The sequence below is a fragment of the Nocardia sp. XZ_19_231 genome, from assembly GCF_015355705.1.
In the GTDB taxonomy this organism is placed as follows: domain Bacteria; phylum Actinomycetota; class Actinomycetes; order Mycobacteriales; family Mycobacteriaceae; genus Nocardia; species Nocardia salmonicida.
Genome location: NZ_JACUZI010000003.1, coordinates 1,088,731 through 1,112,969, shown reverse-complemented (window position 1 = coordinate 1,112,969; position 24,239 = coordinate 1,088,731). Strand labels below are relative to the sequence as shown.

The 24,239-nt window shown below is 66.7% G+C and carries 25 protein-coding genes and 1 riboswitch; of the genes, 13 read left to right on the top strand and 12 right to left on the bottom strand.

The genetic code is table 11. The annotated features are described in order from the left end of the window. Positions 1-50 precede the first annotated feature (50 nt). Positions 51-1,550 carry a PLP-dependent aminotransferase family protein gene (locus tag IBJ82_RS18385; RefSeq protein ID WP_194827052.1) on the top strand — a complete coding sequence of 500 codons (1,500 nt, stop codon included), beginning with the start codon at positions 51-53 and terminating at the stop codon, positions 1,548-1,550. Here IBJ82_RS18385 and IBJ82_RS18380 read toward each other — a convergent pair. Continuing rightward, positions 1,537-1,908, bottom strand: a complete 372-nt coding sequence (locus IBJ82_RS18380) for a hypothetical protein (protein WP_194827051.1) — start codon at positions 1,906-1,908, stop codon at positions 1,537-1,539. The genes IBJ82_RS18385 and IBJ82_RS18380 overlap by 14 nt on opposite strands. 78 nt (positions 1,909-1,986) lie before the next feature. Beyond that, positions 1,987-3,084 carry a CaiB/BaiF CoA-transferase family protein gene (locus IBJ82_RS18375; protein ID WP_056823339.1) on the bottom strand — a complete coding sequence of 366 codons (1,098 nt, stop codon included), beginning with the start codon at positions 3,082-3,084 and terminating at the stop codon, positions 1,987-1,989. Between the two features lie 128 nt (positions 3,085-3,212). On the opposite strand from IBJ82_RS18375, the gene IBJ82_RS18370 reads away from it, so the two are divergent. Further along, complete coding sequence (locus IBJ82_RS18370) at positions 3,213-3,695, top strand: DUF456 domain-containing protein (RefSeq protein WP_370585373.1); 483 nt, start codon at positions 3,213-3,215, stop codon at positions 3,693-3,695. Between the two features lies 1 nt (position 3,696). On the opposite strand, the gene IBJ82_RS18365 is transcribed toward IBJ82_RS18370, so the two are convergent. Then, positions 3,697-4,545 carry an amidohydrolase family protein gene (locus tag IBJ82_RS18365; protein WP_194827049.1) on the bottom strand — a complete coding sequence of 283 codons (849 nt, stop codon included), beginning with the start codon at positions 4,543-4,545 and terminating at the stop codon, positions 3,697-3,699. A 225-nt stretch (positions 4,546-4,770) separates the two neighbouring features. Next, the gene (locus IBJ82_RS18360) at positions 4,771-6,159 is read right to left on the bottom strand and encodes an FAD-dependent oxidoreductase (RefSeq protein ID WP_194827048.1); all 1,389 of its coding nucleotides are present in this window, start codon (positions 6,157-6,159) and stop codon (positions 4,771-4,773) included. Positions 6,160-6,350: 191 nt separating this feature from the next. Between IBJ82_RS18360 and IBJ82_RS18355 the strand changes: the two genes are divergently transcribed. From IBJ82_RS18355 to IBJ82_RS18345, 3 genes are all read left to right on the top strand, one after another. Next, on the top strand, positions 6,351-6,809 hold the full coding sequence (locus IBJ82_RS18355) for a hypothetical protein (protein ID WP_194827047.1): 459 nt from the start codon (positions 6,351-6,353) through the stop codon (positions 6,807-6,809). Positions 6,810-6,854: 45 nt separating this feature from the next. Next, positions 6,855-6,974: riboswitch (SAM riboswitch) on the top strand. 17 nt (positions 6,975-6,991) lie between these two features. Continuing rightward, on the top strand, positions 6,992-7,408 hold the full coding sequence (locus IBJ82_RS18350) for a rhodanese-like domain-containing protein (RefSeq protein ID WP_062986129.1): 417 nt from the start codon (positions 6,992-6,994) through the stop codon (positions 7,406-7,408). 10 nt (positions 7,409-7,418) lie between these two features. Continuing rightward, positions 7,419-8,627: an O-succinylhomoserine sulfhydrylase gene (locus IBJ82_RS18345; protein ID WP_194827046.1), complete on the top strand. Its 1,209-nt coding sequence runs from the start codon at positions 7,419-7,421 to the stop codon at positions 8,625-8,627. On the opposite strand, the gene IBJ82_RS18340 is transcribed toward IBJ82_RS18345, so the two are convergent. From IBJ82_RS18340 to fgd, 4 genes are all read right to left on the bottom strand, one after another. After that, complete coding sequence (locus tag IBJ82_RS18340) at positions 8,624-9,808, bottom strand: type II toxin-antitoxin system HipA family toxin (protein ID WP_228537182.1); 1,185 nt, start codon at positions 9,806-9,808, stop codon at positions 8,624-8,626. The genes IBJ82_RS18345 and IBJ82_RS18340 overlap by 4 nt on opposite strands. 14 nt (positions 9,809-9,822) lie before the next feature. Next, the gene (locus IBJ82_RS35380; protein WP_194827236.1) at positions 9,823-10,017 is read right to left on the bottom strand and encodes a helix-turn-helix transcriptional regulator; all 195 of its coding nucleotides are present in this window, start codon (positions 10,015-10,017) and stop codon (positions 9,823-9,825) included. 222 nt (positions 10,018-10,239) lie between these two features. After that, entirely contained in the window at positions 10,240-10,596 is a 357-nt protein-coding gene (locus IBJ82_RS18330) for a hypothetical protein (RefSeq protein WP_194827044.1), read from the bottom strand. Positions 10,597-10,695: 99 nt separating this feature from the next. Next, positions 10,696-11,706 carry a glucose-6-phosphate dehydrogenase (coenzyme-F420) gene (gene fgd, locus IBJ82_RS18325; protein WP_194827043.1) on the bottom strand — a complete coding sequence of 337 codons (1,011 nt, stop codon included), beginning with the start codon at positions 11,704-11,706 and terminating at the stop codon, positions 10,696-10,698. A 159-nt stretch (positions 11,707-11,865) separates the two neighbouring features. Between fgd and IBJ82_RS18320 the strand changes: the two genes are divergently transcribed. From IBJ82_RS18320 to IBJ82_RS18305, 4 genes are all read left to right on the top strand, one after another. After that, complete coding sequence (locus tag IBJ82_RS18320) at positions 11,866-12,624, top strand: HAD-IIA family hydrolase (protein ID WP_228537393.1); 759 nt, start codon at positions 11,866-11,868, stop codon at positions 12,622-12,624. A gap of 77 nt (positions 12,625-12,701) precedes the next feature. Continuing rightward, on the top strand, positions 12,702-13,790 hold the full coding sequence (locus IBJ82_RS18315; protein ID WP_194827041.1) for an LLM class flavin-dependent oxidoreductase: 1,089 nt from the start codon (positions 12,702-12,704) through the stop codon (positions 13,788-13,790). Further along, positions 13,787-14,398, top strand: coding sequence for an FMN reductase (locus tag IBJ82_RS18310; protein ID WP_194827040.1), 612 nt, complete (start codon positions 13,787-13,789; stop codon positions 14,396-14,398). The genes IBJ82_RS18315 and IBJ82_RS18310 overlap by 4 nt, the downstream gene beginning before the upstream one ends. Before the next feature lie 27 nt (positions 14,399-14,425). Then, positions 14,426-14,974: a YceI family protein gene (locus IBJ82_RS18305; protein WP_056814989.1), complete on the top strand. Its 549-nt coding sequence runs from the start codon at positions 14,426-14,428 to the stop codon at positions 14,972-14,974. A gap of 61 nt (positions 14,975-15,035) precedes the next feature. Here the strand turns inward: IBJ82_RS18305 and IBJ82_RS18300 are convergent, their stop codons facing one another. Next, positions 15,036-15,485 (bottom strand): MarR family winged helix-turn-helix transcriptional regulator, encoded by a 450-nt coding sequence (locus IBJ82_RS18300; RefSeq protein WP_194827039.1) that lies wholly within the window; start codon positions 15,483-15,485, stop codon positions 15,036-15,038. Continuing rightward, a complete protein-coding gene (locus IBJ82_RS18295; RefSeq protein ID WP_194827038.1) occupies positions 15,482-16,114 on the bottom strand; it encodes a DJ-1/PfpI family protein in 633 nt (210 codons plus the stop codon). The genes IBJ82_RS18300 and IBJ82_RS18295 overlap by 4 nt, the downstream gene beginning before the upstream one ends. A 115-nt stretch (positions 16,115-16,229) precedes the next feature. On the opposite strand from IBJ82_RS18295, the gene IBJ82_RS18290 reads away from it, so the two are divergent. Both IBJ82_RS18290 and IBJ82_RS18285 read left to right on the top strand, forming a co-directional pair. Then, positions 16,230-16,448: a hypothetical protein gene (locus tag IBJ82_RS18290; RefSeq protein ID WP_056814983.1), complete on the top strand. Its 219-nt coding sequence runs from the start codon at positions 16,230-16,232 to the stop codon at positions 16,446-16,448. Positions 16,449-16,460: 12 nt separating this feature from the next. Then, on the top strand, positions 16,461-17,558 hold the full coding sequence (locus IBJ82_RS18285) for a flotillin family protein (protein ID WP_194827037.1): 1,098 nt from the start codon (positions 16,461-16,463) through the stop codon (positions 17,556-17,558). Positions 17,559-17,625: 67 nt separating this feature from the next. Here IBJ82_RS18285 and IBJ82_RS18280 read toward each other — a convergent pair whose 3' ends face one another. Continuing rightward, entirely contained in the window at positions 17,626-18,135 is a 510-nt protein-coding gene (locus IBJ82_RS18280; RefSeq protein ID WP_194827036.1) for a nitroreductase family deazaflavin-dependent oxidoreductase, read from the bottom strand. A 95-nt stretch (positions 18,136-18,230) separates the two neighbouring features. On the opposite strand from IBJ82_RS18280, the gene pta reads away from it, so the two are divergent. Together pta and IBJ82_RS18270 are read left to right on the top strand one after the other, a co-directional pair. Continuing rightward, the gene (gene pta, locus IBJ82_RS18275; protein WP_194827035.1) at positions 18,231-20,309 is read left to right on the top strand and encodes a phosphate acetyltransferase; all 2,079 of its coding nucleotides are present in this window, start codon (positions 18,231-18,233) and stop codon (positions 20,307-20,309) included. Continuing rightward, positions 20,306-21,505 carry an acetate kinase gene (locus IBJ82_RS18270; RefSeq protein WP_194827034.1) on the top strand — a complete coding sequence of 400 codons (1,200 nt, stop codon included), beginning with the start codon at positions 20,306-20,308 and terminating at the stop codon, positions 21,503-21,505. The genes pta and IBJ82_RS18270 overlap by 4 nt, the downstream gene beginning before the upstream one ends. A gap of 8 nt (positions 21,506-21,513) precedes the next feature. Here IBJ82_RS18270 and IBJ82_RS18265 read toward each other — a convergent pair whose 3' ends face one another. After that, positions 21,514-24,234 carry a serine/threonine-protein kinase gene (locus IBJ82_RS18265; RefSeq protein WP_228537181.1) on the bottom strand — a complete coding sequence of 907 codons (2,721 nt, stop codon included), beginning with the start codon at positions 24,232-24,234 and terminating at the stop codon, positions 21,514-21,516. Positions 24,235-24,239: the final 5 nt, after the last annotated feature.

The following is a 24,239-nucleotide window of genomic DNA, read 5'->3' as shown; positions in this document are numbered from 1 at the left end:
CCACCGACTGGCCTTGCTTAGAAATATCCACTTAGGGAATACTGGACTTTATGGCGACAAGAGTGATCGGTGCGGCAGGCTTGGCTCGCGACCTCGGCCGGTGGCGTGACCCGGAAACCGACGGCGATTCCGAACGTCGCCCGCACCGGCCCGCCTACCTGGCCTTGGCCGAGGCCATCCGGCTGCTGATCCACGACGGTCGGGCCCCGCTCGGCGTCGCGCTGCCCAGTGAGCGCGATCTGGCGGGCACCCTCGGCGTCAGCCGCACCACCATCACCTCCACGTATTCGCTGCTGCGTGAACACGGCTACCTGATCAGCCGTCAGGGTTCGCGCAGCACGGTCGCGCTGCCGCCCGCGATCCAGCACGACGGCGCCAAACCGAGCCGCGGCATCATGGCCCTGATGGCGCAGCCGGAACTGCCGACCATCGACATGACCTACGCCGCGATGCCTGCTTCGCCTGAATTGCACGATGCGTATTCCATCGCCCTGCAAGGGATTCCGTCCTACCTCGGCACCCACGGCATGGACCCGGTCGGCATTCTCGCGCTACGCGAAGCACTGGCCCGCCGCTACACCGCCCGTGGCCTGCCGACGGAACCGGAACAGATCCTGGTGACTCTCGGTGCGCAACACGGACTTCGGCTGCTCCTCAACGTGCTCGCCTCGCCGGGCGCGCGAGTACTGATCGAGCACCCGTCCTACCCGAACGCCATCGAAGCCATTCGCGATGTCGGCGCCCGCCCCATCCCGATCCCGCTTCGGCCCGAATTTCCCGACGCCGGTTGGGATCTCGAAGGCTTGCGCAGCACCGCGAGGCAGACCGCGGCCACCCTCGCCTACCTGGTTCCCGACTTCAACAACCCCACCGGCCTGCTGCTCGGCGCCGAAGGCCGCGCCGAACTGGCCGCCATCGCTCGTGACACCAGGATGACCGTCGTCGTCGACGAGTCGATGGGCGAATTGAACCTGTCGGACGCGACGATGCCCCCGCCGGTCGCCGCGTTCGCGAAAGGCTCCGAGATCGTCACGATCGGTTCGGCGTCGAAGTCGTTCTGGGGTGGCCTGCGCGTCGGCTGGATCCGCACCAATCAGCCCCTGATCGCCAAGCTGCTCGGCATCCGCTCCACCGTCGACCTCGGCACTCCGGTGATGGACCAGCTCGCCACCGTCCACCTGCTCGAGAACGCCGAACCGATCCTCGAGCGTCGCCGCGAACAGCTACGCGCCCAGCGCACCGCCCTGCTCGACGCCGTCGCCGAAGACCTCCCCGGCTGGCACATCGCGGTCGGCGCGGGCGGCATGTCGGTGTGGGCCCAGCTGCCGAGCCCGGTCTCCACCGCGCTGGCCGCCACCGCCCCCAACCACGGTGTATTACTCGCCGCCGGACCACGTTTCGGCGTCCAGGGCGCCTTCGAACGTTTCGTCCGACTGCCCTACACCCATCCCGCGGCCGACCTGCGTATCGCCGTCAAATCCATCGCCGCCGCCTACGACGCCCTCACCCCGCGCGCCGCCGACCCACTCCAACCGCTCACCTGCTACTGAACGCGCACGGGTTGTGCCCGGTGGACGCGGGCTCCGGGCGGACGGTCTCGTACCCCGCTCCGAACATGAACAGCACCGCGAGCACCGAACCCACCGCGGTCAACGGCACCGCGACGGCGCTGCGTTCGGACGGATAGCGGAACAACAGCACCAGCAGACACAGCAGCGAGATCGCGGCGGCCAGCAGTAGCCCGGTCGCGAGCCCGTTCAGCACGGTCACCATCACCGGCACCGGTGCCTCGGTGTGGCAATGGTTTTCGGCGCTCTGCGCTCTACGGGTGTCGAACAATCCCTCGGCCAGGATGAAGCACAGCACTGCGGCGCCGAAGGTGGTGACCGCGATGAGGGCGGCGAGCACCTTCGGTGGCGTTCGAACGGTTCGGATCCTCGGCCTGTCGTCGATAGTGGAAAACATTACCGACGACAGGCCGACAAATCAGTCAGCCCAGACCGTTTCGATCGGTGTCGCGACGTTCGGCGGGGGAGTGGGCGTGCCGCCCGGGGTGCGCGAGAACCGCGGCGCAGGCGCGTGCTGCACCACACCGTCGATCTCGATCAGGCCGGTACGGGCCACGATATGCGGGTTCTCGGTGGCCTCGGTGAAGGTCAGCACGGGCGTGGTGCAGGCGTCGGTGCCGTCGAAGATCGCGGCCCACTCGTCGCGGGTCTTCGTCAGGAACTTGTCGGTGAACAGCTTGCGCAGCTGCTCCTGACCGTTCGGGTCGATCTGCATCGGCAGACCTTCGGGATCGATCTCCAACCCCGCCAGCAGTTCGGCGTAGAACTGCGGCTCGATCGCGCCGACGGCCATGTACTTGCCGTCGGAGGTCTCGTAGGTGTCGTAGAACGCCATGCCGGTATCGAGCAGGTTGGTGCCGCGCTCGTCGGACCACAGGCCGACCCCGCGCATGCCCCAGATCATGTGCGAAAGCGAAAGCGCCCCATCGATCATCGCGGCGTCGATCACCTGGCCCTTGCCGGAACTCTGCCGCTCCACCAGCGCGGCGAGCACGCCGAACACCAGGAACATCGAGCCACCGCCGAAGTCACCGACCATGTTCAGCGGCGGTACCGGCCGCTCGCCTTTGCGCCCGATGGCATTGAGCACGCCGGTGAGCGAGATGTAGTTGATGTCGTGTCCCGCGCGATCGGCGAGCGGGCCGTGCTGGCCCCAGCCGGTCATCCGGCCGTACACCAGGCGCGGGTTGCGGGCCAGCACATCGTCCGGCCCGAGGCCCATGCGCTCGGTGACGCCGGGACGGAAGCCCTCGAGCAGCACGTCGGCCTTCTCGACCAGGTCGAGGATCTTGGCGACGTCGGCGGGGTCCTTCAGATTCGCCTCGACGATCGTTCGCCCACGCCACTGCGGGCGCTCCATGAAGCCGGGCAGCTGGTTCGGGCGCTGCACGCGCACCACGTCGGCGCCGAGGTCGGCCAGTAGTAGCGCGGCGTGCGGGCCCGGCCCGATGCCTGCCAACTCGATGACCTTGATGCCCGCAAGGGGCCCCTGCTTGGCGGTGGACTCCGTGCTCACGCGGTGACCTCAGTTCGTTGTCGAACGGTATTGACACACTGACAATAGCGCTGGGGTGGCGGCTCGGGTAGAGCATGGGCGAGAATTCGCATGAGCGCGACTCGGCGCGGCAACGGGAGGACCCGGTAGTGGGCGTGTGGGGTGAGGTCCTTGTCGGCCTCGTCATTCTGGTCGGCATCGTCGGCGTGATCGTTCCGATTCTGCCGGGGGTGATCCTCATCTTCGCGGCGATCGCGGTGTGGGCGTTCATGACCGGTGGCGCGACGGCCTGGACGGTGCTCGCGGTCGCGACCGTCGCGCTGGTGCTGTCCGGCGTCGTGAAGTACACCTGGCCGGGAAAGCGGATGCGCGAAGCAGGAGTGTCGAACCGCGCGCTGCTGGCCGGTGGGGTGCTCGGCATCGTCGGCTTCTTCGTGATCCCGATCGTCGGCCTGTTCATCGGCTTCGTGCTCGGTGTGTACCTGGCCGAGCTGTATCGCTTGAAGACCAACGACCTGGCGTGGCCCGCGACGATGCACGCGCTCAAGGGCGTTGGCCTGTCGATGCTGGTCGAGCTGTTCGGCGCGCTGATCGCCTCCGGCGTATGGCTCACCGGGGCGATGGTGAGCTGACCTATTCGATCACCGGCAGCGGGCGGGTGTGCTCGTCCGCGCCGGGCAGTTGGTTGCGCGGGATCGGGATGGTCGGGTTCTCGACACGCGGGATCGGCACCGGCTCGCGGCGCACCGCGGGCAGTCGGTAGAACTCGCGGGCGTTGTCCTCGAGTACCGCGTGCATATCCGCGCCGACCACCTGGCAGATCAGGTCCACATCGCGTTCCTCGAACGGCCTACCGGCGCGCGTGCCGGGCAGATCGCTGCCGAACATCAGCGCACCCGGGTTGACCGCGTGGATGCGGCGCAGGGTCTCGGCCACATCCATCTCGACCCGCCCGAACCCGGTCGCCTTCACCCTGGCGCCGCGGTCGACCAGGTCGAGCAGGTACGGCAGACCCACCGCGGACATACCGAGATGGTCGATCGAGAGCGCGGGCAGCTTCGAGATCACCGGTTGCAGCGAGGCCAACATCTGACCGTCGATGTAGAGCTCGACGTGCCAACCCACCAGTTCGTGCGCGCGCAACGCCTGCAACGTCATCTCGGTGATGTCGGCGGCGGCGCGCTTGAGATTGAACCGCAGGGCCCGCACGCCGGCGCGGTCCAGCTCGAGGATCTCGTCGTCGGTGGCATCGAGATCGAGTCGGGTCACGCCGACCCAGTCGGGACCGAGCGCGGACAGTGCTGCCTTCAGATACGTCTGATCGGCGCCTTGGAAAGACGCGCTGACCACAGCGCCGCCGCGAACCTCGAAGTGCCCCATACGCTTTCGATAGTCATCGATCACATAGGGCTCGGGTAGATAGCCTTCGTTCTCGATCAGCGGAAACCGCGGATCGATGATGTGGACGTGGGCATCGAACACCAGTACAGAATGCCTTATCTTCGGAGCGCTGGCGCGCTCGAGTTCGCGGCCCCGCCGGTCCCGTCGATCAGGCACCGTTGCTTGCTCCTTCGTCGCCTACGCAACGGCACCTGATCGACGGGACGGCCGCGAACCGCCGCTAACGCGCCGGACCCTCCTCAGGGTCGGGTCGTGCGGGGCTGGGAGTGCGGTCATGGCGGACCTATTGGTGTAGCTGGCGGCGGCTCAGGCCTTGTTCGGCTCGGACGCGCGCAGCATGTCTTCGCGCTCGACGACCTTTACGCGCTCACGGCCTTCGGGCTCGCCGAGGGCGCGCTCGTGGGCGTCGAGGCGGTACCAGCCCGCCCACGTGGTGAACGGGATGCCCTTGCCCTCGAGGAACTCGGTGACGGCGTCGAGCTCGGGCTTCGGCGCGGGGGCGAAAGCCTTGGCGTCGTCGAGCAGGCAGGCGATGGTCTCGTTGGCGTCGCCCTTGGTGTGGCCGATGAGGCCGACCGGGCCGCGCTTGATCCAGCCGGTCACGTAGGTGGCAGGCATGAACCGGGCGTCGCCTTCGGCGGTGTCGTCGGAGATCACGCGACCGGCCTCGTTGGGCACCGTGCCCGCCTGATCGTCGAACGGCAGCTGGGTGACGTTCTGCGAGAGGTAGCCGACGGCGCGGTACACGGCCTGGATGTCCCAGTCGGTGAAGTTGCCGGTGCCCTTGACGTTGCCGGTGCCGTCGAGCTGGGTGCGTTCGGTCTTCAGGCCGACGACCTTGCCGTCGGCGCCGAGGATCTCCGAGGGCGATTCGAAGAAGTGCAGGAACAGCTTGTGCGGGCGGTCGCCGTGATCGCGGATGGCCCACTGCTCCAAGGTGTTGGCGACCATGTCGACCTGCTTGGAGTTACGGCGCGCGGCTTCGGAGCCCTCGTCGTAGTCGATGTCCTCGGGGTTGACGATGACCTCGATCGTCGGCGAGTGATCCAGTTCGCGCAGCTCGAGGGGCGTGAACTTGGCCTGCGCGGGGCCACGGCGACCGAACACGTGGACCTCGAGGGCCTTGTTGCCCTTGAGCCCTTCGTAGACGTTCGGCGGGATCTCGGTCGCCAGCAGCTCGTCACCGGTCTTGGCCAGCACGCGCGCGACGTCGAGGGCGACGTTGCCGACACCGAGGACGGCGACTTTCTCGGCCTCGAGGGGCCACGAACGCGGGACGTCGGGGTGGCCGTCGTACCAGGACACGAAGTCGGCGGCACCGTAGGAGCCGTCGAGGTCGATGCCGGGGATGGTCAGGGCGCGGTCGGCGTTGGCGCCGGTGGAGAAGATGACCGCGTCGTAGAACTGGCGCAGGTCGTCGAGGGTGATGTCGGTGCCGTAGTCGATGTTGCCGAGCAGACGGACCTGGTCTTTGTCGAGGACCTTGTGCAGGGCGGTGATGATGCCCTTGATGCGCGGGTGGTCGGGGGCGACGCCGTAGCGGATCAGACCGAAGGGCGCGGGCATGCGCTCGTAGAGGTCGATGCTCACGTCGGCATCGGACTTCATCAACGCGTCGGCGGCGTAGATACCGGCCGGTCCCGCACCCACGATCGCAATGCGAAGTGGGCGAGTCGCTGCACTCTGTTCGGTCATTTCTACGCGCACCCTTTGGTCGAGAACTGATTTGACGGCGTCAACTTAGCTTAGGCTAAGTCGATATACCGGCTTACTGGCAGCTGCCATCCCACGCGGCAGCCGACCGCAATCAAGGCGATTCTAGCTGCGGCGTTGCAGCTACCCGGCGTGCGGTGTAGCTGCCCGCGCGGGTCTGTCAGGATTACAACATGAACGAGGAGCAAAGAGGCTCGGATGACCAGCCCATCGTGGTGGATCAGACCGACAAGCGTTCCATCGTCCCGTTCGTCGCGGCCGCGGTGATCGCGATCATCGTGCTCATCGGCATCGTGGCGGGCGGACTGCTCTCACCCGCTGAGAAAAATGTCACAGAGGCCGACCGTCTCGCGGCCGCTGTCACCAACTATATCGACGCCCGCTCGCGCAGCGACCTCCGTCCACCGACCGGTGTGGCCTGCCCAGGCTTCAACGAAGAGTCCTCCGGCCTCGGCGAACAGCTCGGTGGCCCGAAATCCACTGTCACGATCGACGGCAGGGGTTTCGAGAACGCGACCGTGAACGGCGACCGCGCCAAAATCGACGCGGCCGTGGTGGTCAACAGCAACCCGGCCACGATCAACTGGAAACTGACCCGCGTCGACGGCGCGTGGCTGGTGTGCACCTTCTGAATCGTTTGACACGGTGACCTGTGCCGAGGCAATCTCAGATCGCAAGGTCATGAGTGCCAGCGTCAAGCCCCGGCTCGCTGGTCGGCAACCCTCCTCCGCGGTGGGGTGCTCCGGGTGACGACCTGGCCGTGTGTCCGGGGACTTCCGGCACGGCAAGAGCGGATTCACGCAGGAGGATCGACATGACTTACGCCGGCGACATCACCCCTGAGAAGGCGTGGGAGCTGCTCACCGAGCACCCCGGCGCCGTACTGGTCGACGTGCGCACCGAAGGCGAGTGGGCACACATCGGTATCCCCGACACCAGCTCCATCGAACGCCCGGCCCATTTCATCGAATGGGTCGACGGCACCGGCACGCGCAATCCGGAGTTCGGTGTGCAGCTCGAGAAGGCACTCGCCGATCGTCCCGACGACGCGCCGGTCGTGTTCCTGTGTCGCTCCGGTCAGCGTTCCGCGCACGCGGCGAACCTGGCGACGGCGGCGGGCGTGGCACCGTCTTACAACGTGCTCGACGGTTTCGAAGGTGGTCCCGACGCGTTCGGTCAGCGCGGCAGCACCGGTTGGCGCGCTGTCGGCCTGCCGTGGCGTCAGGCATAAGGAGAAAAGCATGATCACCGGTGGTTCGTTCGACAAGCCACTGCCCGAGGGCGTCGGTCCGGGCACGCTCGGCGTGCGTGGCGGCCTGCGCCGTTCCGGTTTCGACGAGACGTCCGAGGCGCTGTATCTGACCTCGGGTTTCGTCTACGAGAACGCCGAAGCCGCCGAGGCCGCGTTCACCGGCGACGTCGAGCACTTCGTCTACTCCCGCTTCGGCAACCCGACCGTGGCGATGTTCGAGGAGCGCATCCGCCTGCTCGACGGCGCCGAGGCGGCCTTCGCGACCGCGTCCGGCATGTCGGCGGTGTTCACCGCGCTCGGCGCGCTGCTGAAGGCGGGCGACCGTCTCGTCGCCGCCCGCAGCCTGTTCGGTTCCTGTTTCGTGGTCTGCAACGAGATCCTCCCGCGCTGGGGCATCGAAACCGTCTTCGTCGACGGTGACGACCTCGACCAGTGGGAGCAGGCCCTCTCCGTCCCCACCCAGGCCGTCTTCTTCGAGACCCCCGCCAACCCGATGCAGACCCTCGTCGACGTCCGCAAGGTCACCGAACTCGCCCACGCCGCGGGCGCGAAGGTGGTGCTGGACAACGTCTTCGCCACCCCCCTGCTCCAGCGCGGCTTCGAACTCGGCGCCGACGTGGTCGTCTACTCTGGTACCAAACACATCGACGGCCAGGGCCGCGTCCTCGGCGGCGCCATCCTCGGCGCCAAGGACTACATCGACGGCCCCGTCAAAACCCTGATGCGCCACACGGGCCCGGCCCTGAGCCCCTTCAACGCGTGGACCTTGCTCAAAGGCCTGGAAACCATGCCGCTGCGCGTACGCCACTCCACCGAGTCGGCCCTGCAAGTGGCTAAATTCCTGGAGACCAAGAATTCGGTCGACTGGGTGAAATACCCCTTCCTGGAATCACATCCACAACACGCCCTCGCCAAGGAGCAGATGACCGGCGGCGGCACAGTCGTCACCTTCGCCCTCAACGGCGACGACGGCAAGAAGCGAGCCTTCGAGGTCCTCAACCGCCTCCGCATCATCGACATCTCCAACAACCTCGGCGACGCCAAAACCATGATCACCCACCCCGCCACCACCACCCACCGAGCCATGGGCCCGGAAGGGCGCGCGTCAATCGGCTTGTCCGACGGGGTAGTTCGCATCTCGGTCGGTCTGGAAGACCTCGAGGATCTCCTCGGCGACCTCGACCACGCCCTGAGTTAGCCCTCGCACGAGTTGAGCGAAAGCTCCAATTCCCCTCGGCGTAAGCGCAGCTCACGCCGAGTCCTGTTCAACGGAGAACCGGAAAACGGGAGCTGGTCGAAATCGACAGTCGCGGCGGCGCGGAGCGCAAGTTGCTGCGCTGACTTCGCGGCCTTGTCCGGCAGCCCGACTTGTCCGGCGAACTCGGCCCAGTGCTTCGCTCGAAGGCCCCTGGTTCGTCCGGCGATCGGCAACGCCATCGAATCGTCGTCGTAGACGAGAGTGCACGGAATGTCGTACAGCGGCGCGATACTCCAGCGCCCCATGCTGTCCCGAAGTACCCCGACGTTCTTGCCGTGCAGGTCACCGTTGCCGGTCAACCACGCGAACAGGAACTGCAGGTAGAGATTTCGTGCTGCGATCAGAGGGGCACGGACCATTCCAGCAAGCGCTTCGACGACCTGTACCGCATCAACGTTGTACTTCGACGACGGCGGCAATCCGAGCACCTGGGTGGCATCCTCGAACGCGAGACGACGCCATCCGTCCCCTTCATGCACACGGTCGAACCGTTGGACCAGCAAGCCTGGCTGCCCAGATCGGTCGTGCACCAGGTCCGACCTGACAACCGCAAGCTTCAATCCCCGTGCCGCGGCCAGGTGCGCGGATTCGTTCTCGATCAGATACGGATATCCCGACTGTGACAGCTTCAGGATGAATCGACCGAAGCCCGCAGCAATCGGCGTGCTGATCATCGACGCGCTCGCCTTGTTCTGGATGCCAGGGATCGCCTGTCGATCGACATCGTCTACGAGGCGGTCGAATTCGAGCTCGTCGGCTGACATGCAGTCGACCAGCGCGGGAACGTCAACAGGTTGTGCGCCGGCGGGAAACACTTGAACGTCACCCGGTACATCGGCACCGACCGCGAGTAGCAGGCTGAGTTCGTCGTCAGTGCTGGTCTTTACAGCACGACGAAGCACCGTCAAGCGGTGCCCTTCCGGCAGCAGGCCCGCGAAGAATGCCGGTACAGACCCCGATCCGCCGATGACCGGCTCGGTGCCGAGCGGCAAAGTGGAAGCGACCGGATCCCCGGAATACTCGGGTGCGTACTGAAATTCGGTGCCGCCTTGCCGTGTCCGGTTGATCGAGGCAGCGAGGGTACCGGCTTTATAGACATCTGCGCTCCTGACGGTGCGCAATGCTTCGAAGTCTGTCATGGCGTGACCGCCAGGGATAGCCCCAGCGCGGCGGCCACCGCTGCGACAGTCCCGATGCTGGGTGAACCTCGCCCCTGCTCGATATCGCGGACCGTTCGGGTCGAGGTGCCCGCAATTTCGGCAAGCTGCTCCTGCGTCAAGTGATGGAGGCGCCGCTCCGCCCGAATCCTCGCGCCCACCGCATGCAACATATTCGCAGCCGCCTTCAGTCGGCAGAATTCCGCCGAATTTTCCATCGGCGAAGTTAGGGTACCTCAAATAGTGGGATACCGGCAATATTCTGCCGACTTAGTGAGAGGTGTCCACCCCTGCCGCCCCGGCAGGGCTGAACCGGCAGGATGTTGCCGAACTGTGACTAGTCGAGGTGCTGAAGACCTCGAAGATTTCCTCGGCGACCTGGACCACGTCCTGAGCTAGCTCCGGGTATCTGTCCTTGCGGCGTCCAGAATCGCGATCGCCTCGTCGATCGGATCGATGACGAAAAGTTCGGTTCCGGCGTCGGTGTCGACGCGCAGACGTGTGCGGATGCCGCCGCTGAACAGCCCGCCATCCGGGCTTTGCCGCCCGACGCCGCGCAGTTGGGTCAGCGGCGCTTCCCAGCGCTTGCCGCCCATGATCGCGTCGAGGTGATTGGGTACGAAGAGCAGTCGGGTTTCGGTCAGGTGGAGGCGTCCGCCGATGGCCCTGCCGCCTTGTGTTCGATTGGCGAGCTTCTGCCAGATGACGTTCTCGTTGGCGTTCAGCGTGAGGCTACCGATCCACAATCCCATGGTTCATTTCCTTGTGTCGTTCCGGTGTTCGTGACCATGGATCGATATCTGGCCGGGCGCCGTTAATGGCGCCCGGCCAGGGATCTGAGCAGACCGGTCTCAGCCCAGGGCGCGCAGGCGGGGGGCGAGGTCTCGCTTGAAGAGGTCGAGGAAGCGGAGTTGGTCTTGGCCGGGGGCGTGGAAGACCAGGTGGTTGAGGCCGGCGTCGAGGTAGGGCTTGATCTTGGCGACGGCTTCGTCGGGGTCGCTGGCGACGATCCAGCGCTTGGCGACCTGTTCGATCGGGAGGGCGTCGGCGGCCTTTTCCATTTCGATGGGGTCGGTGATGTCGTGCTTCTGTTCGGGGGTCAGGGAGAGCGGGGCCCAGAAGCGGGTGTTCTGAAGGGCCAGTTCGGGATCGGTGTCGTAGGAGATCTTGATCTCGATCATCTTGTCGATCTCGGCGACATCGCGTTCGACCTTGGCGGCGCCCTCGACGACGGCGGGCAGCAGCTTCTCGGTGTAGAGGTCCATGCCCTTGCCCGAGGTGCAGATGAAGCCGTCGCCCGCGCGACCGGCGTACCTGGCCACCACGGGGCCGCCTGCGGCGATGTAGACGGGGATTCCACCCTTGGGAACGTCGTAGATGGAGGCGCCGACGGTGTGGTAGTACTCGCCGTCGAAATCGACGCGATCTCCGGTCCACAGTTCGCGCATCATCTTCACCGCTTCACGCAGGCGGGCGAAGCGCTCTTTGAAATCGGGCCATTCGCCCTTGTAGCCGGTGGCGATCTCGTTGAGCGCCTCGCCGGTTCCGACACCGAGCATCACCCGGCCCGGGTACAGGCAGCCCATGGTGGCGAAGGCCTGCGCGATCACGGCCGGGTTGTAGCGGAAGGTCGGGGTGAGTACCGAGGTGCCGAGCTGGATGCGTTCGGTGCGCTCGCCGACGGCCGCCAGCCAGGCCAGCGAGAACGGGGCGTGGCCGCCGTCGTGGCGCCATGGCTGGAAGTGGTCACTCACGGTCGCGCTGTCGAGGCCGTGCTGCTCGGCGGCGACGCCGAGTTCGACCAGCTCTCGCGGCCCGAACTGCTCTGCCGATGCCTTGTACCCGAGCTTGAGCTCAACCATTCCAGCCACTCCTGTCGTCCGTTGACCCCTGCCATCACGACACTAGCGCGCGGTCGGTCATCCGCGCCCACGCTGTTTCGTCACCCACCATGCCGAGTTTTAGCGGACAATTAACTGGTGACCACCAAGGATGAGCAGATCTTGTCGTACCTCACCGACATGGACGGCGTGCTGGTGCACGAGGATCAGCTGATCCCCGGCGCCGACGAGTTCCTCGCCGAACTGCGCGCCAACGAGATCCCGTTCCTCGTGCTCACCAATAACTCGATCCGCACTCCGCGCGATCTGCAGGCCCGCCTGCGCCACACCGGCCTCGACATTCCCGAGGAGTCGATCTGGACCTCGGCGCTGGCCACGGCGACGTTCCTCGCAGACCAGCGCCCCAACGGCACCGCGTATGTGGTCGGCGAATCCGGCCTCACCACCGCGCTGCACGAGATCGGCTACGTGCTCACCGACAGCGATCCCGACTACGTGGTGCTCGGCGAGACCCGCACCTACTCCTTCGAGGCCATCACCACCGCGATCCGCCTGGTCGATCGCGGCGCCAAGTTCATCGCCACCAACCCCGATGCCACGGGCCCCTCCCGCGACGGCGTCCTGCCCGCCACCGGTTCGGTCGCGGCACTGATCACCAGGGCCACCGGTAAGGAGCCGTACTACGTCGGCAAGCCGAACCCGCTGATGATGCGCTCGGCGCTGCGCCAGATCGGTGCGCATTCGCAGTCGACGGTGATGATCGGCGACCGGATGGACACCGACGTGATCGCGGGGCTGGAGGCAGGTATGCGCACGGTGCTGGTGACCTCCGGCATCTCGACCAAGTCCTCGGTGGAGGCCTACCCGTTCCGTCCGACCATGGTGGTCGACTCGGTGGCCGACCTGATCGGCCGGACCCGCCGCCCGTTCTCCGCCTGATCATGTGACCTGCGCCTCATCGGAATAGGTTGGCCCCTTCGCTGGTTATAGTTGCCATGGCAACCAAAGGAGGGCCCGTGCAGTTCGGAATCTTCAGCGTCGGCGATGTGACCACCGATCCCACCACCGGCCGCACCCCCACCGAGGCCGAGCGGATCAAGGCGATGGTCGCGATCGCGCAGAAGGCCGAGGAAGTGGGTCTCGATGTGTTCGCGATGGGCGAGCACCACAATCGACCCTTCGTGCCGTCCTCGCCGACCACGATGCTCGGTTATATCGCCGGGCGCACCGACAACATCTTGCTGTCCACCTCCACCACGCTGATCACCACGAACGACCCGGTCAAGATCGCCGAGGACTTCGCGATGCTGCAGCACCTGGCCGACGGCCGGGTGGACCTGATGCTCGGTCGCGGCAACACCGGCCCGGTCTATCCGTGGTTCGGCAAGGACATCCGCGACGGCATCCCCCTGGCCATCGAGAACTACGCTCTACTGCACCGGCTGTGGCGCGAAGACGTCGTGAACTGGGAAGGCAAGTTCCGTACGCCGCTGCAGTCGTTCACCTCGACGCCGCGACCGCTCGACGACGTGCCGCCGTTCGTCTGGCACGGGTCGATTCGTAGCCCGGAGATCGCCGAACAGGCCGCGTACTACGGCGACGGCTTCTTCGCCAACCACATCTTCTGGCCCACCGACCACTTCAAGCGGTTGATCGACCTGTACCGCCGTCGCTACGAGCACTACGGCCACGGCAGCGCCGACCAGGCCATCGTCGGACTCGGCGGACAGGTGTTCCTGCGCAAGAACTCGCAGGACGCGGTCCGCGAGTTCCGCCCCTACTTCGACAACGCGCCCGTCTACGGGCACGGACCGTCGCTGGAGGAGTTTACCGAGCAGACCCCGCTCACCGTGGGCAGCCCGGAGCAGGTCATCGAGAAGACGCTCACCTTCCGCGAGCACTTCGGCGACTACCAGCGCCAGCTGTTCCTGGTCGACCATGCCGGACTGCCGTTGAAAACGGTGCTCGAGCAGCTCGACCTGCTCGGCGAGGAGGTAATTCCGGTGCTGCGCAAGGAATTCGCGGCCCGACGTCCCGCGCATGTGCCCGACGCGCCCACCCACGCATCGCTGGTGGCCGCACGAACGAAGGAGTTGACCGCATGACCACCCGCATCGCCGTGGTGTCGGCCGGGTTGTCGCAGCCCTCGTCCACGCGACTGCTGGCCGACCGGCTGGCCGCCGCGACGGCACGGGAACTGGGCGGTGACGCGGAGCTGGACTTCGTCGACCTGCGTGATCACGCCCGCGAACTGGCCGACAACCTGCTCACCGGGTTCCCCGCCCCGTCGCTGCGGGCGGCGATCGACAAGGTCGTCACCGCCGACGGTCTGATCGCCGTCACACCGATTTTCAGCGCCTCGTACAGCGGTCTGTTCAAGACGTTCTTCGATGTGCTGGAACCGGATTCGCTGGCCGCGATGCCGGTGCTGACCGGCGCCACCGGCGGCACCGAACGGCACTCCCTTGCTCTCGAGCACGCGGTGCGTCCGCTGTTCGCCTATCTGCGCTCGATCGTCGTGCCCACCGCGGTCTACGCGGCCTCGACCGATTGGGGCGCCAACGGCGCCGACCAGGCGCTGAACAACCGAATAGACCGCGCCGCCACCGAATTCAGCGCATTGCTACTCGGCAGGACGGCCACCCGGCCGACCGATCCCTATCTCGACACGACCCCGTTCGAAGACCTACTCGCAGCAAATCTTCCCCACTGATCCAACCCCCTTAGAAGGAGCACACTCATGACCACCGCCATCGCCAAGGGACTCACCGCAGGCACCTGGGCCATCGACCCCACCCACTCCACCGTCGGCTTCTCCGTACGCCACCTGATGGTGAGCAAGGTCCGCGGTCGCTTCACCGACTTCGACGGCGCCCTCGTGATCGCCGAGGACGGCACCGCCACCGCACACGCCGAGATCCGCGTCGACTCCCTCACCACCGACAACGCCCAGCGCGACGGTCACCTGCGTACCGCCGACTTCTTCCACGCCGAGCAGTTCCCGCTGATGACCTTCAAGTCCACCGGATTCCGCGGCGAGGGTAGCGATTTCGTCGTCGACGGCGAGTTCACCGTGCGCGGCAACACCAAGCCGGTCACCCTCGAGGTCGAGTTCCTCGGTGTCAGCCCGGGGATGGGCAACGGCCCGGTCGCCGGCTTCGAAGCCAAGACCGTGGTCTCGCGCCGCGACTTCGGCCTCGACATCGACATGCCGCTGCCTGACGGCGGCGCCGTGATCGGCGACAAGATCACCCTCACCCTCGAGATCGAGGCCGGCCTGCAGAGCTGAGCTCCGCGCCGAATCGACGCCCCCATCACCGTCCGGTGGTGGGGGCGTCGACGTGTTCCGGCTAGTCCTCGTCGGCGATGATCGTGTCGAGGGTCGCCGCGAGGCGAGTGAGGGTCGCGACCGTCGCTGCGAACTCGGTCGGACCGAGTGCCTTCGCCAGCCGGTGCGCCATGGCCGCGTGCTGCGGGTCGATGCGCCGAATGGCGGCCTGGCCCTCTTCGGTCATCGCGACCAGCTTGGCTCGCTTGTGTGCCGGGTTGGGTCGGTACTCGCACATGCCCTTGCCGACCAGCAGGTCCGCGATCCGCTGCACGCTCTGCCGGGTGATGCCCATCGCACGGGCGATGCCGGCCACCGGCTGTGGCTGTTCCTGCACGGCGGCCATCACCTGCCACCAGGCCACCGAGATCCCGGCCGGTGCGGACAGCCCGTCACCGATGGTCAGGAACTGACCGTTGAGCCGGAAGACGGTGAGGGCGGCGCCGTCGAGTAAGTCCTGTTCGGAGTTCAAGCTGCGTGGGTCTCCTCGTATTCAGCCAGCGCGGCGTACCCGGCCGGGTCTTTCTGCGCATACAGCTTGTACCAGGCCTCGAGTACGTGCGGTTCGTACAGGTCAAGGCGCGCGAAGATCTCTCTCGCGAATTCGAACGGTGACATGCCGTCCGCGGTGATCACGTCACGGTCGGTGATCGCCGCCGTCTCGACGTAGTGCTCGGCACCCGAATATCCGCTGTAGACAAGGAGTTCCGCCGCATTGCTGGCGTGTGCGCGGTCATCGAGCAAGCCCACCGTGGCCAGACCGAAGGTGGCGCCGCAGATCGCGGCCACCGGCACCCCGGCGTCGACGAACTCCTTCGCCTTGTGCGCGAACGCGTTCAGGTCCCCACTCATCCACAGGTCCGCGCCCGGCAGGATCAGCATCGCGCTGTCGGCCGGATCGAGATCGGCGAGGGCGAGGTCGGGCGTTACTCGCAGGCGCCCCATGGTGGTGATCGGTTCGGTGGTGAGGCCGACCGTCGCGACCTCGAACGTTCCGGGCTCCCGGTGCCAGTTTCCGTTGGCGATGTGCGCCGTGGCGGCCCCCACTTCCCAGTCGGCGAGGGTGTCGTAGACGGCTACGTGAACTGTTGTGATCGACATGACAGTATCCTGTCATATTTGACAGGATACTGTCAATAAGAATTTTACTACCGGCTTATAGCCGACGCTCCGTACTCTGACGGCATCCGGTGCGAGACAGGGAGGTTCACCCGCGATGACCGATTCCGTGCACGGCATGACGGGCACCATCACGTCACCGATTCGGGAGGCGGGCGCACTGGGTGAGGTGCTGATCTCGATTCGCGGGGGTACCGAGCTCTACCTCGCCCGAGCCGATGAGCCGATCGCCGCCTGGACCACCGTGTTGATCGTCGCTGTCCATCCGGGGCGGCTGGTCGATGTGGTCACTTGGATTCCGCTTCCCTCAGAATGAAAGGGGCCCGCGATGCTGGGCTATCACGTACCCGATCCCGACGAAGCCATGCTGGTCAGTGGTGCCAAGACCAAGGACGACACCCCGTTCAAGGTGGTCATCGGACGCGGCACCTGGGTGATGCCGCTGTTCCGCAAGGTCCGCTACCTGTCGCTGGCCATGTTCGAGTCCGAGATCCGCGAGCGCTGCGTGACCAAGCAGGCCATCCAACTCGATGTGCGTGCGGTGATCGCGTTCAAGGTCGCCAACGACACCCAGTCGATCGTCAATGCGGCACAACGCTTCCTGTCCGAACAGGAACAGGAGATGTCGGTGCTCACCGGCCGGATCTTCTCCGGTCACCTGCGCTCGATCGTCGGCTCGATGACCGTCGAGGAAATCATCCGCGAACGCCAGAAGCTGGCCGACGAGGTCCTCATCGCCTCCAAGGTGGAGATGAGCAATATCGGCCTGTGGGTCGACTCGTTCCAGATCCAGAGCATCGACGACGGCAATCTCGGCTACATCAACGCGCTCGCGGCACCGCACAACGCGGCGGTCCAGCGTGATGCCCAGATCGCCCAGGCCCAGGCCGCCCAGCGCTCCGCCGAAGCCGAACAGGAGTCGTTGCGTCGTCGCGCCGAATACGAGCGCGAAACCTCCATCCTCAAGGCCGAGTACCAGCGCGACATCGACAAGGCCAATGCCGAAGCGGCACAAGCGGGCCCGCTCGCCGACGCCATCGCCAGGCAGGCCGTCCTGCACGCTCAGGCCGAGCAGGCGCGCAAGAACGCCGAACTCCGCGAACAGCAACTCCGAGCCGAAGTGGTGAAACCTGCTGAGGCGGAGGCGGAACGCGTCCGCATCCTCGCGGTGGCCGAAGCCGACCGCACCCGCATTCAGGCCGAAGCGGCAGCGTCCAACAACCGAATCGCACTGGACCAGATGCTCATCGAACAACTCCCCGAAATCGTCAAGCAAGCCGCACACGGCCTGGCGGGCGCCAACCTCACCGTCCTCAACGGCCCCGACGGCGTCGGCGAACTGCTCAACGGCATGGTCGGTCAGGGTCTGACGGTGTTCAACTCCCTGCAGAAGGCACTGTCGAACGGCGAAGTCGACAAGGTCTGATGCGCGAGGGCGTCCCGGGCCTGACGAGCCCGGGACGTCGCGGGGCACCTCGGGTACGCGGACCCGGTCAGATGGTCCGGCGCAGGGCGAACATGCGTAGATCGCGGGTGGTGCGCTCGCGGTAGGCGGCGTAGGCGCCGGTGATCTCGACGAAGCGGGCGAAGATCGCGTCCTGGTCCGCGTCGGGGACCGGGGTGGCGGTGACCGGGATGCGCTCGCCCGCGATGGCGACGGTGGCCGACGGGTCGGCGAGCAGGTTGGCGGTCCACGCGGGGTGGCGTTCCTGGCCGAAGTTGGAGCCGATCACGTACAGGGTGTCGCCGTCGTGGACGTAGAGCAGCGGCTGGGTGCGGGCGACGCCGGACTTGCGGCCGGTGGTGGTGAGCAGGATCACCGGGGCGCCGATCGGGCCGAGCACGGTGTACTTGGCGTCGGTGCGTTCCAGCAGGGCGCGGTCGAGCGAGGTGATCGTGCGGACCAGCCAGGACCCCGGCTTGGTCGCGGCGAAACGGTTGGCTGCGCGGGACAGGGGATTGGTGCGCGAACCCCACTGCCGATCCGGGAACTGCGATGTCATGGGGCGGACTATAGCCCGACCGGGGCGGACTATAACGCGACCGATCGGACCACACCGGACCCCTGAATCGCCGACAATTCACTAAGCTCGCGAGCATGGTCGAACAAGCGCCGTCCACCGTGTACATCGCCTCACCCGAGGGTGACACCGGAAAATCCACGGTCGCACTGGGTGTCCTCGGCATGCTCTGCGCGACCACCGCACGCGTCGGCGTGTTCCGTCCGATCACCCGCTCGGCCGACGAACCCGACTACATCCTCGAACTGCTGCTCGAGCACAGTACTGCCGATATCAGCTACGAACAGGCCATCGGCGTCACCTACGAGGACGTGCATCGCGACCCCACCGCCGCGATCAGCGACATCGTGATGCGGTTCCACGACGTCGCGAAGGCCTGTGACGCGGTGGTGATCGTCGGCAGCGACTACACCGACGTCGCCAGCCCGAGCGAGCTGCGCTTCAACGCCCGCATCGCGGTGAACCTGGGCGCGGCGGTGCTGCTGGTCGTTCGCGGCGCGGACCGCACGCCCGGCGAGGTCAAGCAACTGGTCGAACTGTGTACCGCCGAGCTCACCACCGAGCACGCTCACCTCGTCGCGATCGTGGCCAATCGCTGCGCTCCCGACGAGCTCGACGAAATCGCCACCACGCTGGCGAGTTTCGATGTGCCGTCGTGGACCCTGCCCGAGGTGCCGCTGCTGATGGCGCCGACGATGGCCGAGCTGTGCGAGTCCATCGAGGGCGAAATCTACAGTGGCGACCCGGAGTTGCTGCAGCGTGAAGCGCTGCGCATCATGGTCGGCGGCATGACCGCCGAACACATCTTGGAGCGACTCTCCGACGGTGTGGTGGTGATCGCGCCCGGCGACCGGTCCGACGTCCTGCTCAGTCTGGTGAATGCCCATGAGGCAGCGGGCTTTCCGTCGCTGGCCGGGGTCATCATGAACGGCGGCCTTCGCCCGCATCCGGCGATCGCGCGGCTGATGGAGGGTCTGCAGCCCAGGCTGCCCATCCTCGCCACCGAACTGGGCACCTACGACACCGCTAGTGCCGTGCACGGCACCCGTGGCCGGATGTGGGCGGGCAGTCCGGGAAAGGTGGACACCGCGCTCGCGCTGATGGAGCAGCGGGTCGACGCACCGGAACTGTTGCGGCGCATTCAGGTTCCGACTTCGACGGTGGTGACACCCCAGATGTTCGAGTACCGGCTGATCGAACGCGCCCGCGCGGATCGCAAACGCATCGTGCTGCCCGAGGGCGACGACGACCGCATCATTCGCGCCGCCGGACGGGTGCTGCAGCGCAAGATCGCGGACCTCACCATCCTCGGTGACGAGGCCTCGGTTCGTGCCCGTGCCGCCGAGCTCGGTGTCGACATCGCCGACGCCGAGGTGCTGGCCCCGCGCACCTCGGGCTACCTCGACGACTTCGCCGCCGAATACACCGAACTGCGCAAGCACAAGGGCATGACGCTCGAGCGTGCGCGCGAAACCATGGCCGACATCTCGTATTTCGGCACCATGATGGTCTACAAGGGGATCGCCGACGGCATGGTCTCCGGCGCCGCGCACACCACCGCGCACACGATCCGTCCCTCATTCGAGATCATCAAGACGGTGCCCGGCGTCTCCACGGTGTCGAGCGTGTTCCTGATGTGTTTGGCCGATCGTGTTCTCGCCTATGGCGATTGCGCCGTGGTGCCCGATCCGACCTCGGAGCAACTGGCCGATATCGCGGTGTCCTCGGCGGGCACGGCCGCCCGGTTCGGGATCGACCCGCGGGTGGCGATGCTGTCGTACTCGACCGGTGCCTCCGGGACCGGCGCTGATGTCGACAAGGTCCGCGCGGCAACCGAACTCGTGCGCGAACGCGCGCCGGAACTGCCGGTGGAAGGCCCGATCCAGTACGACGCCGCGATCGAACCCGCCGTCGCCAGCGCCAAACTGCCCGATTCCGAAGTAGCCGGCAAGGCAACGGTTTTCGTCTTCCCCGACCTCAATACCGGCAACAACACCTACAAGGCGGTGCAGCGCAGCGCGGGTGCGGTCGCGATCGGGCCGGTGCTGCAGGGGCTGCGTAAACCGGTGAACGATCTTTCGCGCGGCGCGCTGGTCGCTGACATCGTCAACACCGTGGCGATCACCGCCATCCAGGCACAGGGAGACGGCAAGTGAGCGATCTCGTCCTGGTGCTGAACAGCGGCTCTTCGTCGATCAAATATCAACTACTGCACGCCGTCTCGGCAGAGGTGTTGGCGTCCGGGCTGGTCGAGAAGATCGGCGAGTCGAACGGTGGGCGGATCGTGCACGAGGCAGGCCCCGCCAAGCTCGAGTACAACGGCACGATCGAGGACCACAAGGCCGGTCTGCTGCGGGCGTTCGAGATGTTCCGTGAGACCGGCCTCGATCTGACCACGATCGGAATCGGCGCGGTCGGGCATCGGGTGGTCCACGGCGGCGAGGTGTTCTGGGAACCGACCCTGATCACCGACGATGTGCTGCACGCGATCGACGAGCTGTCGGTGCTCGCGCCGCTGCACAATCCCGCCAATGTGGTCGGCATCGAGTCGACGCGAGAGCTGCTGCCCGACATTCCCGAGGTCGCGGTCTTCGACACGGCGTTCTTCCACACCCTGCCCGACGCGGCCAAGACCTATGCCATCGACGCGAAATTGGCGGCCGCCCACGGCATTCGCAAGTACGGCTTCCACGGCACCTCGCACCAGTACGTGTCGGAGAAGGCCGCGCAATACCTGGGTAGGCCGACCGAAGAGCTGAACCAGATCGTCTTCCACCTGGGCAACGGCGCGTCCGCCTCGTCGATCCAGGGCGGCGTCGCGATCGACACCACCATGGGCATGACCCCGCTCGAAGGTCTGGTGATGGGCACCAGGCCGGGCGATCTCGACCCCGGCGTGATGCCGTTCCTCATGCGCGCGGCCGACCTCGACGTGAGCGAGGTGGAACAACTACTCAATCGCAACTCAGGCATCAAGGGCCTGTCCGGGGTGAACGACTTCCGCGAGCTGCAGAAGCTGATCGACGGTGGCGACACCCAGGCGAAGCTCGCCTACGACGTCTACATCCACCGCCTGCGCCGCTACCTCGGCGCCTATCTCGTGGAACTCGGCACCGTCGACGACATCGTCTTCACCGCCGGTGTCGGCGAGAACAGTCCGGCGGTGCGCGCCGACGCATTGGCGGGGCTGCAAGCCCTGGGTATCGAGATCGATCCCGCCCGCAACGAGACGAGAGCCCCTGGCATCCGCCGCATTTCGCCGGACTTCGCCCCGGTGACGGTGCTGGTGGTACCCACCAATGAGGAACTGGCCATCGCGCGCGCGGCCCACGAACTGGTCGGCGGGCGCTGAGCTCCGGCTCAGAACCAGGATTTGGGGCGCAGCGAGTTGGCGAGGTCGACGAGGGCGTAGCGGTGGTCCCGGTCCGGTGCGTTGCGGGCGAGGGAACGCAGGCCGGATTCGGTGCCGTCGCGCAGTTCGCGTTCGGTGAAGCCACGCCCGAACAGCTTGGCGTCCTTACGTTTCGGAGTGTTCCCGGCCTGTAGCCAGGCCAACGCGGTGCCCTGGACCAGGGTGCGCATGAGGGTGGCCCGGTGCTCGCCGGGGGCGACGGACTGGGCGCGCGAGGCAGCCAGTCGCAGGACCTGTTCGTCGAGTTCGGCGACGGGGGAGCTGGTGAGCAGCAACAGGATCGATGTGGTCTGGGCGGTGGTGAAATGGCGGGACGCGGCGGGCACGTCGTCGAGCGCGTGTACCGCTTCACCGACTCGCCCCGCCACCGCCAGCTGCCTGGCGAGGCCGAATGCCGCGCTCACCACGGCCCGGTCGGTGCGCCACACGGTGTCGTAATAGCGTTCGGCGAAGCTGCGCCACTGTTCGGGCGCCACGGAATCCCAGTGTTGCAGTATGAGTTCGGCGGTGGCGGCCAGCGCCAGCTTGGGCGCGATCTCCCCCGGCAGCACCCGCAGCACCGCCTCGAACGACGCGAAGGCGGCTTCGTAGTCGAGTTCGAGCAGATACGCCTGACCGGTGAACCAGTCCGTGCGCCAATCGGTTTCGTTGGGAAACCGGTCGAGCATGTGCAGAACCGCCGCCGACTCGCCCAGTTCCAGCCGCGCACGCGCCTCGGCGAAGAGCAGCTCGCCCGCCAGGGTTTCGGGCGCGTTGGCGGGGTCGGCTTCGGCGCGCTCGCGGGAGTCGTGCAGCGCCTCGAGCACCCGCTCCGGTTCCGGGTTGGCGGTCGCGGCCAGCAGCGGAGCCGACGGGTCGGCGGGGTCGATCAGCGGAATCGGGAGTGCGGCGACCACATCGCGGGAATCCAGTAGCGGTGAGCGACCGACACCGTCGAGGTAGGAGTCGGTCTGGCTGATCAGTTCCTCGGTTCCGAAGCTGGTGCGCTGTGGACTGAACACTGTGGACAGCTGTGGATGTTCGGTGCCGGTGTCGAAGGCGAGGATCTCGCGCAGCACACCGGCCAGCTGCGCCGACATCGCCCGTGCCGACGGAAAACGCTGTGCCGGATCGAGATCGGTGGCGGTGAGCAGGAATCGATGGAAGAACTCGTAGCGGGCGAGCAGCGGCTCGTCGGCGGGGTCGGGGATGCCGTCGAGGTAGCGGCCGTGTTCGCTGGGCAGTGCCAGCGTGAGCGCGGCGATCGTCCGGCCGACGGTGTAGACGTCGGAGGCCGGCGTCGGTCCGGTCTTGGCGATCTCCGGCGCCTGGAAACCCTTGGTGCCGTACAGGTTTCCGTAGGCGTCGATGGTGGCGACCGCGCCGAGGTCGATCAGCTTCACCTGGTCCTCGGTGACCATCACATTGTCGGGCTTGAGGTCGTTGTAGGTGAGACCGATCGAGTGCAGATATTCCAGCGCGGGCAGGATCTCCAACACATACGCGATGGCCTCGGCCAGCGGCATCTGCTCGCCACGCGGCCGTGCGTCGAGAATGTCACGCAGCGAATGGCCGCCCACGTACTCCATCACGATGTAGCCGATGGACCCGTCACCCGCGGTGTGCTCGACGAAGTTGTGGATCTTGACGATGCTCGGGTGCGCCACCTCGGCCAGGAACTGCCGTTCGGCCACCGCCACGGCCTGCGCTTCGGCATCACCCGCGTGCAACAGCCCCTTGAGCACCACCCAACGATCGCTCACATTGCGGTCGATGGCCAGATAGATCCAGCCGAGCCCGCCGTGCGCGATGCATCCCTGGATCTCGTACTGCCCGGCGACCATATCGCCCTCGTGCAGCGACGGCCGAAAATCGTAAGCGGCCCCGCAGGTTTCGCATTCACCACTGGTCGCCGCCGCCCGCGCCGGCGTCGAACGCCCGACCGGATTGCTACAGCGCCAGCAGAACCGCCGCCCCTCCGACACCATCGGATCCGCCAGCACGGCAGCACGCGGATCGGCCGGGGTCACCGTCGGAATCGGCACCAGCCCGGCCCCGAGCCGTCGGGTGGGTCGCGACCGCGCCGTTCGCACGCTGCGCCCCGACCGTGCGGTACCCCCGCCGGTCTGCGGCGTGGACGGCCAGGATTCGGGATCGACCGGAGTCGGCTGCGTGCCACGCTGAGCGGCCTCGGTGGCCGCGTACGGCGCGGTCATGGGGTCCCGCTGCGCGGCTTCGGTCGGCGCGTACGGCGCGGTGCGCGGTGCCGCTTCGGTCGGTGCGTACGCCGCTGACTCGGTTTCCGGGGGACGATTCGCCCGCTGTGTGGCGAGCTGCTCGTCCGCCTGCTGTGCCGTTGCGGCCTGGGAAATCTCGCCCGATCGCTCGACGGCGCCTAACTCTTCGGCTCGCTGGGTGGCATCGGTCGCCGGGGTGTGGTCGCGGCTGCTCGCCTGCTGTCGGGCGAACTCCGCGGCCGCCTCGGCGGTGAGTTTGGGCAACGGCCGCGTCTCGTCGTCGCCGGGCAATGTCCACCCACCCGGCAGCGTGCCCGGCCGCTGACGCTGGGTCAGCTGGGTCGGCTCGCGCCGTTCCGGGTCGGGCGCCGGATCGTGAGGCGTCGACTCGGCGCCGAGCTCCGGGTCCGGATCGGTTTGTCCCAGTTCGCCATTGACGGGATCGGTGCTCATGGCTG

Bases quoted from the DNA above. Each gene is read 5' to 3' on its own strand.
- IBJ82_RS18385 (WP_194827052.1), top strand. From the start codon at position 51: ATGGCGACAAGAGTGATCGGTGCGGCAGGCTTGGCTCGCGACCTCGGC.
- IBJ82_RS18360 (WP_194827048.1), bottom strand. From the start codon at position 6,159: ATGACCGAACAGAGTGCAGCGACTCGCCCACTTCGCATTGCGATCGTG.
- IBJ82_RS18355 (WP_194827047.1), top strand. From the start codon at position 6,351: ATGAACGAGGAGCAAAGAGGCTCGGATGACCAGCCCATCGTGGTGGAT.
- IBJ82_RS18350 (WP_062986129.1), top strand. From the start codon at position 6,992: ATGACTTACGCCGGCGACATCACCCCTGAGAAGGCGTGGGAGCTGCTC.
- IBJ82_RS18345 (WP_194827046.1), top strand. From the start codon at position 7,419: ATGATCACCGGTGGTTCGTTCGACAAGCCACTGCCCGAGGGCGTCGGT.
- IBJ82_RS35380 (WP_194827236.1), bottom strand. From the start codon at position 10,017: ATGTTGCATGCGGTGGGCGCGAGGATTCGGGCGGAGCGGCGCCTCCAT.
- IBJ82_RS18330 (WP_194827044.1), bottom strand. From the start codon at position 10,596: ATGGGATTGTGGATCGGTAGCCTCACGCTGAACGCCAACGAGAACGTC.
- fgd (WP_194827043.1), bottom strand. From the start codon at position 11,706: ATGGTTGAGCTCAAGCTCGGGTACAAGGCATCGGCAGAGCAGTTCGGG.
- IBJ82_RS18320 (WP_228537393.1), top strand. From the start codon at position 11,866: ATGGACGGCGTGCTGGTGCACGAGGATCAGCTGATCCCCGGCGCCGAC.
- IBJ82_RS18310 (WP_194827040.1), top strand. From the start codon at position 13,787: ATGACCACCCGCATCGCCGTGGTGTCGGCCGGGTTGTCGCAGCCCTCG.
- IBJ82_RS18305 (WP_056814989.1), top strand. From the start codon at position 14,426: ATGACCACCGCCATCGCCAAGGGACTCACCGCAGGCACCTGGGCCATC.
- IBJ82_RS18295 (WP_194827038.1), bottom strand. From the start codon at position 16,114: ATGTCGATCACAACAGTTCACGTAGCCGTCTACGACACCCTCGCCGAC.
- IBJ82_RS18290 (WP_056814983.1), top strand. From the start codon at position 16,230: ATGACCGATTCCGTGCACGGCATGACGGGCACCATCACGTCACCGATT.
- IBJ82_RS18285 (WP_194827037.1), top strand. From the start codon at position 16,461: ATGCTGGGCTATCACGTACCCGATCCCGACGAAGCCATGCTGGTCAGT.
- IBJ82_RS18280 (WP_194827036.1), bottom strand. From the start codon at position 18,135: ATGACATCGCAGTTCCCGGATCGGCAGTGGGGTTCGCGCACCAATCCC.
- pta (WP_194827035.1), top strand. From the start codon at position 18,231: ATGGTCGAACAAGCGCCGTCCACCGTGTACATCGCCTCACCCGAGGGT.
- IBJ82_RS18265 (WP_228537181.1), bottom strand. From the start codon at position 24,234: ATGAGCACCGATCCCGTCAATGGCGAACTGGGACAAACCGATCCGGAC.